The organism is Geotalea daltonii FRC-32, assembly GCF_000022265.1.
GTDB lineage: Bacteria > Desulfobacterota > Desulfuromonadia > Geobacterales > Geobacteraceae > Geotalea > Geotalea daltonii.
Genome location: NC_011979.1, coordinates 942,916 through 955,757, shown reverse-complemented (window position 1 = coordinate 955,757; position 12,842 = coordinate 942,916). Strand labels below are relative to the sequence as shown.

Annotated in this window: 7 protein-coding genes; 4 read left to right on the top strand and 3 right to left on the bottom strand. The window is 57.9% G+C overall.

The window, feature by feature from the left end; all coding sequences use genetic code 11:
• Positions 1–56: 56 nt before the first annotated feature.
• Complete coding sequence (locus GEOB_RS04315) at positions 57–2,978, bottom strand: 4Fe-4S dicluster domain-containing protein (RefSeq protein ID WP_012645956.1); 2,922 nt, start codon at positions 2,976–2,978, stop codon at positions 57–59.
• A gap of 191 nt (positions 2,979–3,169) precedes the next feature.
• Here GEOB_RS04315 and GEOB_RS04310 point away from each other — a divergent pair, with 191 nt between their 5' ends.
• The 4 genes from GEOB_RS04310 (at position 3,170) to GEOB_RS04295 (ending at position 9,402) form a co-directional block, all read left to right on the top strand.
• A complete protein-coding gene (locus GEOB_RS04310) occupies positions 3,170–4,963 on the top strand; it encodes a thiamine pyrophosphate-requiring protein (protein ID WP_012645955.1) in 1,794 nt (597 codons plus the stop codon).
• 64 nt (positions 4,964–5,027) lie between these two features.
• Positions 5,028–7,940: an FAD-binding and (Fe-S)-binding domain-containing protein gene (locus tag GEOB_RS04305; RefSeq protein WP_012645954.1), complete on the top strand. Its 2,913-nt coding sequence runs from the start codon at positions 5,028–5,030 to the stop codon at positions 7,938–7,940.
• Complete coding sequence (locus GEOB_RS04300; protein ID WP_012645953.1) at positions 7,937–8,380, top strand: DUF2231 domain-containing protein; 444 nt, start codon at positions 7,937–7,939, stop codon at positions 8,378–8,380. Before GEOB_RS04305 ends, GEOB_RS04300 begins: the two co-directional genes overlap by 4 nt.
• Before the next feature lie 11 nt (positions 8,381–8,391).
• Positions 8,392–9,402: an SDR family oxidoreductase gene (locus GEOB_RS04295; protein ID WP_012645952.1), complete on the top strand. Its 1,011-nt coding sequence runs from the start codon at positions 8,392–8,394 to the stop codon at positions 9,400–9,402.
• Positions 9,403–9,488: 86 nt separating this feature from the next.
• Here GEOB_RS04295 and GEOB_RS04290 read toward each other — a convergent pair whose 3' ends face one another.
• Positions 9,489–11,738, bottom strand: a complete 2,250-nt coding sequence (locus GEOB_RS04290) for a putative bifunctional diguanylate cyclase/phosphodiesterase (RefSeq protein WP_012645951.1) — start codon at positions 11,736–11,738, stop codon at positions 9,489–9,491.
• Positions 11,735–12,586 carry a substrate-binding domain-containing protein gene (locus GEOB_RS04285; protein WP_012645950.1) on the bottom strand — a complete coding sequence of 284 codons (852 nt, stop codon included), beginning with the start codon at positions 12,584–12,586 and terminating at the stop codon, positions 11,735–11,737. Before GEOB_RS04285 ends, GEOB_RS04290 begins: the two co-directional genes overlap by 4 nt.
• Between the last annotated feature and the right edge of the window lie 256 nt (positions 12,587–12,842).

Genomic DNA, 12,842 nt, shown 5'->3' with positions numbered 1-12,842 from the left:
TCACTCCTCACTCCTCACTCCTCACTCCTCACTCCTCACTCCCCACCAATCACCAATCACCAATCACCATCCACCCGGCGCAGAAAGGTCACTGCCGGCTTGGTGTTCAGTTCCTCCAGCAAATGATAGCGACGGGGATCCTCGCGGGTCAGCCTGCTCACTTCCGATGCAGGATCCAGGAGGTCGCCGAAGGTATAGACTCTGGTGGGGCAGCTTTGTGCGCATGCCGGCTGGATTTCCCCGTCCAGGATCTTCCGGTTTTCCCGTGCTGCATGGGCCTCGGCGTTGCGGATCCGCTGGACGCAAAAGGTACACTTCTCCATCACTCCGCGGCTGCGCACCGTCACCTCCGGATTCAGCTGCATGTCCAGCGGTTTGCGCCAGTTTATGTTGACCCAGTTGAAGCGCCGCACCTTGTAGGGGCAGTTATTGGAGCAGTAACGGGTGCCGATGCAGCGGTTGTAGATCTGGGCGTTGAGTCCCTCTTCGTTGTGCATGGCGGCGAAGACAGGACAGACCGGCTCGCAGGGGGCGGCGTCGCAATGTTGACAAAGGAGGGGCAACCAGCCGAGACGGCGGGTGGCTCCCGGCTTATGGTAGGGAGCCACCCGCAGCCAGGCCATCTCCCGGCCTTCGCCAACCTTGCCCTTGCCGATGACGGCAATATTATTTTCCGCGTAACAGGCAACGGCGCAGGCGCCGCAGCCGATGCAACGCTGCAGGTCAATGACCATTGCCCAACGGTGCGTCAGATATTCCCGCTTGGGATACAGGTCCCGCTCCGGTTTGTAGCCCTCCGGAAGAGGCATGATCAGCTCTTCCCCGTCCCCGGGCTCCATGCGGCTCACCTGGGACAGGGGTATCCATTGGACAAGCTCCCGATGCCACTGTTGCCGGGTCAGGGTCGTGTAGGTGGGATCGTTGACCCGTTTTCCTCCCACCTTGCGCAAGGTTCCCCTGGCAAAGGAAACATCCCGCTCCCCAGCCCCCAGGAGCAGAAATGGATTGGCGCCGATGCCCCCGGCGATCCTGCCCATGGCGGTGTGCCCTTGGCCAAAGGCGATTGCCGCCGTCTGCCCCGCTACCTCATCGGTAATCCTGACCGGGGCGCGGATGGCCCCTGTCCCGGTCTTCAATTCGGCCATCTCGCCGTCTTGTATCTCCAGATCAGCTGCTGTGCGGCCATTGATATCGATCCAATTGCCCCAGGCAATAAAGGTAACCGGGTCCGGTGCCTCCTGAATCCAGCCCCGATTTGCAGTCCGACCGTCAAAGAGCATTATGGATCCCCATGGCCAGACCTGGACCTCCCCTGCCTCCGCTCGCGGCTGTTTTGCCTCCGGGCTCAGGCGACCGACAGCGGTGGCACTGAATTGCGCATTTGGCGCCGGCTCTTTCCTGCTCCACACCCCGCCCCGGCTGAGGGCACTTTTCCAGAAGTTTTCGAAAGGCTGGGCCGGGCTGATTTTATGGTGCAACTCCTGCCAGCGCAGAGTAAGCCATTCCCTGAAGGAAGCGACAGGAGCCCCCCCTTCCCGTTTGGCCAGCGGCCGCCCTGCTGCCTGGGCAAGGGTGAGAAAGATGTCGCCGACGGCACGGGTATCGTAAAGACGCGGCATGGTGGGCTGCATGAGGCCCCGAATTCCCTGCTCCGGCTCATAGTCACCCCACGTTTCAAGAGGGCAATCAATGGGCAAGATCCAGTCCGAGGCCGCAGCCGTTTCATTTTCCAGCGTCCCAAGATAGACGATCATCCCGGCACGACTGATGGGAAGCGCCGCATCCCCCCTGCTGAACAAGGGATTGGTGTCGTGGATAAAGAGTGTGTCGTCAGGACCGAGAGAGGCGAGGAAACGGCGGACCTGGCCATCACCGGCAACATCTGATAGAGCGTGATGCCGGCTGAAATCCACGGTCTGGCCGATACGGCCGGCGGCATAATTAAGCAAGGCGGCAACAATTGCCGTTTCCGTAGCCATAGGCCCTGTGCTTCCCACCGGTGCGGCCAGGGCGACGCTTGATCGTGCCGAGCAGAAGGTGCGGCAAAGATCAACAAGCCTGGCATCCTCCACTCCGGGCAGTTCGGGCGCTTCGGCGACCAGGCGCTCGATGGTGCGGCTGATGGAGGAGAGGTTATTCTTCCCCAAGTCCTTTTCCAGGATTATCCGGAGCATCTTCAGCGCCACCAGCCGCTCGGCCCCCGGTGGCACCTGCATGAACTCGTCGGCGTTGGCAGCGGTCATGGAAAGACGCGGCCCGATATAAACCATGCGGTTCATGACTCTGTTGTTGCGGTAGCCATGCATCTCCCCAAATTGCGAGGCAAAGGAGACCGGAGAGATCCATGATTCCAGGAAGTCGGCAGCGAAACTGACGATCAACTCACATTCCTGTATCTGGTACCGCGGTACCAGCGGCAAGCCAAACACTTCGCCGTGGGCGGCTTTCAGCGGCTCATAGCTGAACGCTTCGTAAAATAACAGCCGGTCCGAACCGAAGGCGGCGGCAAAATGCTTCATCACCTCGGCCAATGACCCGGTCTGCAGGCTGCTCATCAAGGCAACCCGGCCCCCTGCTTTCAGCCGGCTGCCGATGGCGGCAATGGCGTCATGCCAGCCGACAGCTTCATTGCCGGACCTCTGGGGACGAAAGCTGATTTTCTGCAGCCGGTCCGGATCATACAGTCCCTGCAGCGCCGACTGCCCCCGGGGGCAAAGGCCTCCCCGGTTCACCGGATGGTCCGGGTTGCCTTCCGCCTTGGTGATCCGGCCATCCCGGTGCCAGAGGTGCATACCGCACCCGGCCGGGCATTCACGGCAAGTGGTGGCAAAAAAGGCCCATTCGCCCGGTTTTATATTTTCTGGAGGGATGACTTGAGGAATCAGCTTGTTGACCAGCTTGCGCGGAGGATCGACGGCCAGCGCCACGCCGGTTCCGCCGGTAAGCCAGAGAAAGTTGCGCCTGGTCATCTTCGGCATCTTGTAGCATCCTCCTGGAGCAGCGGTGAATGTGCACATTAATCATTAAATTAAACCAATACTATTTATTTGTAGCAAGACACACCTACAAGTCAAGACTGCAAATATCCAGGATTTCTGTTGACAAGGGGGGATGTGGCCTTAGACTTCTTTTTATGAGACATAACTAATTTACATGGAGGAATACCCAGATGGCTATAACTACCAGCGATTATCTGGTGCAGCGTCTCATGGACTGGGGCGTGCGCAGGGTCTACGGTTATCCTGGGGACGGCATAAATGGAGTAATGGGAGCATTGAATCGGGCACAGGAAAAGATCCGCTTTTATCAGGCACGGCATGAGGAAGAGGCTGCATTCATGGCCTGCGGTCACGCCAAATTCACCGGTGAAGTCGGGATCTGCATCGCCACCTCCGGACCGGGAGCCATTCATCTTCTCAATGGCCTCTACGATGCCAAGATGGACCATCAGCCGGTGGTGGCCATCGTCGGGCAGCAAGCCACCACTTCCCTGGGAGCCGATTACCAGCAGGAGGTGGACCTGATCTCCCTGTTCAAGGATGTGGCCCACCATTTTGTACAGATGGCAACCAATCCTGCCCAGATCAGACATCTGGTCGACCGGGCAGTCAGGATCGCCTTGGCCGAACGTACCGTCACCTGTATTATCCTGCCGAACGATGTCCAGGAACTGGAAGCTGTAGAATCGCCACCCCGGAAGCATGGCGCCACCTTCACCGGAATCGGTTTCAGCAGACCGGAAGTAGTGCCGAAAAAGGATGATCTGCGAAAGGCGGCCGATGTATTGAACGCCGGCAGGAAAATAGCAATTTTGGTCGGTGCCGGTGCCCTCCATGCCACGGAAGAGGTCGTGGAAACAGCGGAAAAAGTGGGTGCCGGAGTCGCCAAGGCGTTGCTGGGCAAGGCGGCGCTGCCGGATGATCTTCCCTACGTCACCGGCTCAATCGGCCTCTTGGGGACCAAACCCAGCTATGAGCTGATGATGAACTGTGACACCTTCCTCATGATTGGCAGCGGCTTTCCCTATTCAGAGTTTCTTCCCAGGGAAGGGCAGGCAAGAGGGGTGCAGATCGACATTGACCCACGCATGCTGAGCCTGCGCTACCCGATGGAAGTGAACCTGCAGGGGGATACAGCACTGACCCTGCGGGCACTGCTGCCGCTGCTGGAAAAGAAGACCGATCGCAGCTGGCAAGACGGAGTGGAAGCAAATGTGCGCGAATGGTGGCAGGTAATGGAGGCACGGGCCAATGTTTCAGCCACCCCGATCAACCCTCAACGGCTGTTCTGGGAACTCTCTTCAAGGCTTCCGGATCACGCCATCATCACCTGCGACTCCGGCTCAGCTGCCAACTGGTACGCCAGGGACCTCAAAATTCGCCGCGGCATGATGGCCTCCCTCTCCGGAACACTATCCACCATGTGCCCCGGTATCCCCTACGCCCTGGCGGCAAAGATCAATAACCCGGAGCGGGTGGTAATTTCTCTGGTCGGAGACGGAGCAGTACAGATGCTCGGCCTGAACGGTCTGATCACCATCGCCAAATACTGGCGGGAATGGTGCGACCCGCGTCTGGTGATCATGGTGCTGAACAATGAGGATCTGAATCAAGTCACCTGGGAACAGCGGGTGATGAACGGTGACCCTAAGTTCATGGGCTCCCAGGACATTCCGGCCTTTCCCTATGCCCGTTATGCACAAATGCTGGGACTGGAAGGGATCGAGCTCCGGCATCCCAATGAGATCGGCGCCGCCTGGGACGCAGCTCTCAAGGCCGGCAAGCCGGTGGTGATCGACGCCCACTGCGATCCGGAGGTCCCGCCACTGCCACCGCACATAACCTTCGAGCAGGCAAAGGGCTACATGTTCTCCATCTTCAAGGGTGACCCCAATCTAGGTGGAATGGTCAAGCAGTCGGCGAAGCAGATGATGGCCAATATGCTGTCCCGCAGCGAAAAATAAACACCGCGGATTGTTGCTGTTGCTCTGGGCTTGAATTGCTGGATATTGCCTTCGGAGGGACTTGATGCCGCAACCCCAGAAGAGCGAGGAGTTCGTCCGCACCACCCTCAATCCTGGTGCTTTGGAAGCAGACCTGCGTTATCAGGTGGAGGGGGAGGTCCGTTTCGATACGGCAAGTCGCGCTCTTTATGCCACTGATGCCTCCAACTATCGGCAGATTCCCATCGGCGTCGTCGTCCCCAAATCTGTAGCAGCCGTTGTCAAGACCTTGGAGATCTGCCGCCGTCACGGCGCTCCCATCGTTTCCCGTGGGGGAGGAACCGGCCTCTGCGGCCAGACCTGCAATCTCGCCGTGGTCATCGACCATTCAAAATACCTGAACCGCATCCTGGAGCTGGACCAGAAAAACCGCTATGCCAGGGTGGAGCCGGGAGTCATCCTCGACCATCTTCGGGACCAGGCGGAGAATTACCACCTGACCTTCGGACCCGATCCGGCCACCCACAACTACAACACCTTCGGCGGCATGATCGGCAACAACTCCTGCGGCATCCACTCGGTCATGGCCGGCCGCACCGTCGATAACATCCTGGAACTGGATGTGGTCACCTATGACGGCATCAGGATGAAGGTGGGGCCCACCAACGAGGAGGAGCTGCAGGCGATCATCAACGAAGGCGGGCGCCGGGGGGAAATCTATCGGGGCATGCGTGACATCCGCGACCGCTACGGCGATCTGATCCGCAGCCGCTATCCAAAGATCCCCCGCCGTGTTTCCGGCTACAACCTGGACGACCTGCTGCCGGAGAACGGCTTCCACGTGGCCCGGGCGCTGGTGGGAACAGAAGGTACCTGCGTCACCGTACTTGAAGCCAAAATACGCTTGATCCATAGCCCGCCGGCCCGCTCCATCCTGCTTTTGGGCTATCCGGATATCTTTGCCGCCGGCGATCACATCCCCGATATCCTCGCCTTCGAGCCGGTGGGGTTGGAGGGGCTCGACGACCTCTTGATCAAGTTGGCCCGGAAAAAGGGGCTCCACACCCATGACCTGGCCCTGCTGCCCGAAGGGAACGGCTGGCTGCTTGCGGAATTCGGCGGCGACAGCAAGGAGGAGTCGAACCAAAAGGCCCGCCGCGCCATGGATGAGCTGAAAAAGGTGAAGAATCCGCCATCCATGAAATTGTTTACCGACGAAAGGGAGGAGAAGAAAATCTGGGAGATCCGGGAATCGGGGCTCGGGGCGACGGCAAACGTGCCCGGCATGACCCTCAGCTGGCCAGGCTGGGAGGACGCCGCCGTGGACCCGGCGAGGATCGGCAACTACCTCAGGGAATTCAGGAAGCTCCTGGACGATCACCGGCTTGCGGCCTCCCTCTATGGCCACTTCGGCGACGGCTGCATCCACTGCCGCATTTCCTTCGACGTTTTCAGCCATGAGGGTATCAGGAACTACATGGCCTTTATCCATAAGGCCTCTGACCTGGTGGTCAAATATGGCGGCTCGTTCTCCGCCGAACATGGCGACGGCCAGTCGAAAGCCATTTTTCTGGGCAAGATGTATGGCGACGAGCTGGTGGAGGCGTTCCGCCAGTTCAAGACCCTCTGGGACCCGGAATGGAAGATGAATCCCGGCAAGGTGATCGATCCCTATCTGCCGGACCAGAACCTGAGACTCGGCACCGGCTACAATCCCTGGCAGCCCTTGACCCATTTCCAGTTCCCACGGGACGAGGGGAGTTTTCCCCGTGCCACCCTGCGCTGTGTGGGGGTTGGCAAATGCCGCCGCACCCACGATGCTTTCATGTGTCCCAGTTTTCTCGCCACCAGGGAGGAAAAGCACACCACACGTGGGCGGGCCCATCTCCTCTTCGAGATGTTCCGCGGCGACTTCATCAAGGATGGCTGGCGCAGCAGGGAAGTGCTGGAGGCGCTGGAGTTCTGCCTCTCCTGCAAGGCCTGCAAGAGTGACTGCCCCGTTAACGTGGACATGGCCACCTACAAGGCGGAATTCCTCTCCCACTATTACCGGCGAAGACTCCGGCCACTACCCGCCTACTCCATGGGGCTGATCGGCATCTGGGGCAGGATCGGCGCCCGGATGCCGGGGATGGCCAATTTCCTCTCCCATGCGCCGTTCCTGCGCACCATTACCAAGGCCCTGGGCGGAATCGCCCAGGAGAGGACCATGCCCAGATTTGCCGATGAGACCTTTACCGATTGGTACCGACGCACCCGAAAGCAGCCCGGCAAAGGTCGCCCGGTGGTCATCTACCCAGACCTGTTCAATGACTGCTTTTTTCCCGAGATCCTTAAAGCGGCCCTGGAGGTTTTGGAACATTACGGCTGCAGCGTACGGATACTGCCTGCTCCGCCTACGGTGCGCCCGCCCATCGACTACGGCATGCTTGACCACGCAAAAAGGGAGATTCTCAAGGCGGTTGAACTTCTCAGCCCCTATGTACGCCAAGGGATGCCGGTGATCTTTCTTGAGCCGAGCAGCGCTGCCGTCTTCCGGGACGAACTGCCGGAGCTGATGCCCCAGCATCAGGACGGGCAGAGGCTGACACAACTGACTTTTCTGTTCAGCGAGTTTATGGAACGGGAGCAGTTCGCACCGCCGAAATTATCAGGCAAGGCTGTCTTTCACGGCCATTGCCATCAGAAGGCAGTGCTGAGGATCGATGACGCACGGCAGATGCTGAAGAAAATGGAGCTTGAGGTCCAGGAGCCCCAGCCAGGGTGCTGTGGCATGGCCGGATCCTTCGGCTTCGAGAAGGGCAAATATGAAATTTCCATGAAGATCGCCGAAGCCGCACTGCTCCCCTCCATCCGCAAGGCCGGGCTACCCGCCTATATCGTCGCCGACGGCTTCAGCTGCCGGATGCAGATCATGGGAGGGGCAGGGAGAAAGGCGCTGCACACGGCGGAGCTGCTGCAGCTTGCCCTGAAAAGGGAGAAAGGAGCCCGATCATGATTGCCACAGCAAACATTGCCAAACATCCTCTCCACCCCATGCTCATACCTTTGGCCATTGGGCTATGGATCTTTTCACTGGCCTGCGACATCATCTTCTTTGCCACAGGGGACGTAACCTGGCGGACGACCTCCCTCTACGCCATCGGCGGAGGTGTTATCGGCGCACTGATTGCGGCACTGCCGGGTTTCGTCGATCTGTTCACTCTCCATGCCTCACCGGAAAAAAAGCTCGGGATCTGGCACATGGCGATAAATCTGACCATTGTCATCATCTACGTGATCGAGTTCCTGTGGCGGCGTGCCGATCCGGGGAACATCGGGCAGTTTGCCCTATCGGTGATGGCGGTGCTGCTCCTCGCCATTTCCGGCTGGCTTGGAGGAGAAATGGTCTACGTGTACGGGACAGGGGTTGATCCGGCCTGCCGACATAAATTGTAAATGGAGGGAGCATGAAACCTGGTGGCACAAAACGGACCGTGGTGATTACCGGAGCATCGGCAGGGGTCGGTCGCGCCACTGCCCGGGCCTTTGCCCGTGAAGGCGCCAGGATCGGCCTGCTGGCCAGGGACCAGGAGCGGCTGGAAGCGGTCCGGCAGGAGGTGGAGGAAAGAGGTGGTGAGGCTATCATTCTCGTCGCCGACGTGGCCGATGCCGACCAGGTGGAACTGGCGGCCGCCAGGGTGGAGGAGCAGTTTGGGCCAATCGACGTCTGGGTCAACAATGCCATGGTCTCGGTCTTTTCCGCCTTCAAGGACATGACCTCGGACGAGTTCCGGCGTGTGACCGAGGTGACCTACCTGGGAGTGGTCTATGGTACCTCGGCAGCCATGAGCCGGATGATTCCCCGCAACCGGGGGACGGTCATCCAGGTCGGCTCTGCCCTCGCAGAACGGAGCATTCCGCTGCAGTCCGCTTATTGCGGTGCCAAACATGCCATCAGGGGCTTCACCGACTCCATTCGCTGCGAGCTCATCCATGACCGGAGCAAGGTTCACATCACCATGGTCCAGTTGCCGGCCATGAACACCCCCCAGTTCAACTGGACGAAATCGAGAATGCCTTTCAAGCCGCAGCCGGTCCCCCCCATCTTCCAACCGGAGGTTGCCGCCGACGCCATAGTCTGGTCCTCCCATCATCGTCGCCGGGAACTCTATGTGGGAATGCCGACGGTCAAAGCAATGTGGGGCAACAAGTTCATTGCCGGCATACTGGACCTGTACCTGGCGAAAAAAGGCTATTCCGGGCAGCAGACCGATGAACTTGAAGAACGGGATCGTCCGAACAACATGTGGCACCCGGTGGAAGGAGACTTCAGCGCCCATGGCAGGTTCGATGCACAGGCAAGTTACCAGTGCGATCAGCTGTGGCTGGCAAAAAACAAGTGGCTGGGGCTGGGACTGCTGGCAACAGGCATCAGCACGGCACTTGCCCTTTCCATGAAAAGCAGGTTTCAGGAGTAAGGAATGGTGAAAGGAAAGTATTCGACAGTGGAAACCGATCCCTGAAGAACCGGCAAGGAGGCGAAAACGGCGCTGCAGATTGATCCTCAGCAGGTGGCTAGGGAAATGACGACCGTCTCACCTTCCGGGGAAGCAAAAAGAGGGACGGGATGATCCTTGATCTCCCATAGAAGCGTCTTGAAAAGCTCTTCGGACAGGGGACGATGGAAATAGAAGCCCTGGATCTCATGGCAGCCCTGTTCCTTGAGAAAATCGAGCTGCTCTGAGGTTTCAACCCCTTCGGCGACCACCTGCAGCTTAAGACGGGCGGCCATGGCAATTATGGCTTCGACAATGGCTTTATCATTGGCATGGGAACTGAGGTCCCTGATAAATGAGCGGTCGATCTTGATCCGATCTATGGGGAATTTCTGCAGATAGCCAAGGGAGGAGTATCCGGCGCCAAAATCATCGATAACGATTGAGATATCCAGTTCCTTCAACTGCATCAGGGCCTTGGCCGTGGCTTCCACATCGACCATGAGGCTGGTCTCGGTCATTTCAAGAGCCAGAAAACTTGGGTCCATGCCGGTTTCACGGATGATGGAGCAAACGGTATCGGTAAAGTTCGCCTGGCAGAACTGGCGGCCGGAAACATTGACCGAAATGCGGAACGGCGGCAGTCCGGCTTCGCGCCAGTCCTTCATCTTCCTGCAGGCGGTCCTCAGCACCCACTCCCCTAGAGGGACGATGAATCCCGATTCTTCCGCCACCTGGATGAACATGTCCGGCATAATCAGTCCCTTCTCCGGATCGCTCCAGCGCAGCAGCGCTTCTGCACCGACCAACCGGCCGTCTCTGGCATTGACGATCGGCTGAAATTCCAGAAAGAATTCCTCACGCTCCAGTGCATGACGAAGGTTTGTCTCCATCTCCATCCTGGCGTGTGCCTTGAGGTTCATCTCCGGCGAATAGAAATGGTAACCTTTGCCTCCCCCCTCCTTTGCCGCGTACATGGCCATGTCGGCACACCTGAGGAGGCTGTTGCAATCGCCGCCATCATCAGGGAAAGTGGCAATGCCGATGCTGGTGGATGCATACACATCTCTGCCGCTTATGGGATAGACCGAGGTAATGCTGTCGATCAGGTGCTGGGCAAGGGGGGAAACGTTCAGCTGTGGCCCCTCAAGGGTAAAAAGGACGACAAATTCGTCACCACCGATGCGGGCAAGGGTATCACTGCTCCTCAGCGCCTGACGCAGGCGATTGGCCACCTGGACCAGCAACTGGTCGCCGTGGGCATGTCCCATGGTATCGTTGATCACCTTGAACCGGTCAAGATCGAGAAAAAGCAGGACAACTCTGGTTTTGTCCCGGCGGGCCTTGGTCAGCATCTGCTCCAGCCTGTCCATGAGAAGGGCGCGGTTGGGCAGTCCGGTCAGATTGTCATAATAGGCCAGCCGCCTGATCTGCTCTTCATTGACCTTGCGCTGGGTCACATCCTCCATGAGAAAGGCGAAATACCCGGTCTCGGGAAAAAAGACAGCCACATGAATACGCTGCTTATCTGCCTGCTGGACGAAATCGAAGGAAAATGCCTCGCCGGTGGAGGCGGCACGGAGAATCTCCGGAAAATAGCCGGCCACAGCCCCGCCGAACAATTCAGAGCCGTCCTTGCCGATCAACTCTTCACTGCTCAAGCCGAGAAGCAGCTGACATGAGGGATTGACATCGACTATGGTAAAGGATACGGGAACACCATACTCATCATAGTTGATGCGGTGCAACGCCACCCCTTCCTTCATGCTTTCGTAAAGGGAACGGTATTTTTTTTCGCTTTCCTCAAGGGAGGAATAGGCTCGCCTCACTGCTCGCAGCGGCAGAATGCGCAAGACCGTGTAGAAGAGCAAACCTGCCGCCAGTGCAGCGACTGCAACAGAGGAAGTCTTCCAAAGAAGAGGCGCCAGGGAACGGGAAACCAGGATCTTCCCGACACTTGTCCCCGCATCGTAGATTTCATGAGTCCCGGTGAGAATCGGCTTCTGCAAGAAGTCCGAACTTTCGGCCACGGGGTTGTCTGTGACATCAACGACCCGCCTCTGTTCAGGCGTACGGTTGTGAGGGCGCCGATCCAACAGTTCGGAAAGCCTGATCTGCTCGAACTGCCACATGGAAGGATTTGAATTGACCAAAGCGCTCACGGCTGCCGCACCTGTTGCCGCTTCGGCATCGAGCGAACCCTGCATGTAATGGTAAGAGACGGCAAAATAGCCTGCTGGAACGACAACGGTTATGGCCAGTGACAGGAGCATGGCAAGGGTAGTCGTCAAGCGGCTTATTCTGTCGCTGCGCCTCATGATCTTCCTGCATCCTTTGCCGTAACCAATATGCCCTCCTTTTCCGCAATGGCACGCCCTTTGGCAGAGTAGACAAAGCGAAGGAAATCCAGGGCGGCGGGCGGGGTTTTGCGGATAGTGATGAAACGGAGGTCTTTGGCCAGGGGATAAGTGCCGTCGGCTACCCCCTTGGCTGAGGCTTTCCTGCCGTTGAGGCTGAGGGCATTCAGCCTGCCCTTGTTGTCAATGACACAGCAGATGGCTGCCGTGCCGATAGCTCCAGGAGTTTTGATTATGCTTTCCGTGGCTTCCGGGTCGGTTATGGAAAAAATCATTCCCGGCTTTTTATGTGCCTCCCGCAGCGCGCGTCCCATCCCTGGAGACAGCTCTCCGAGGATTTTCGTGTCGATGTCTTCCCTGGGGCGCAGGATGATGCGGATCGTCTCACCATTGGGCCATTTCGTCAGCTTTCCGGTATAGATATCCTCTAGCTCCCTGGTCGTTATCTCTTTTTTGCCGACCCCAGCGGTGGAAACAACAGCCAGGGGAATCTTTCCATAATCGCTAGCCAGAGCCCCCTGTGCCGACTCCTCTGGCGTAAGAATCTTGCTGCTGACAGCAACATCCACCACCCCGGCAAGAAGAGCCTTGATGGCTCCTGTACTTCCCAATGGCCTGTCCATCCGGAAATTAACCTGGGGATGCTTTTTCCTGTACTCCAGTATCATCGGTTTAAGGATGTCCAAAGCTGCACCGGAACCATTGATCCGGATGGTTTCCCCAGCCAGAGCATGATGGCGTTCAGCAAGGGACAGCACGATTGACAGGATAATTGACACAACAACTGTTATTCTGACACCAGGTACCATGAATCTTTCCCTTCGCAGACAGTTTGGTCAGCATTAATTCAAGATTCATTCCATAAATATAACCAGATATAACATCGGATGTGAGTGGAGAAGGCAGGACTAGAGGGGGAAGGAATTATCAGGAATGAAAAAAAAGAGTCCGGAAGGGATGGTCATGCTTAAGGAAGCTGTTTATTAGTGTAGAGAAAAAAAATATCGCTTAAACACGATAAATCAGCCCGGAGGTCAGCGAAAAACCCCTATGGTTACCGGATGT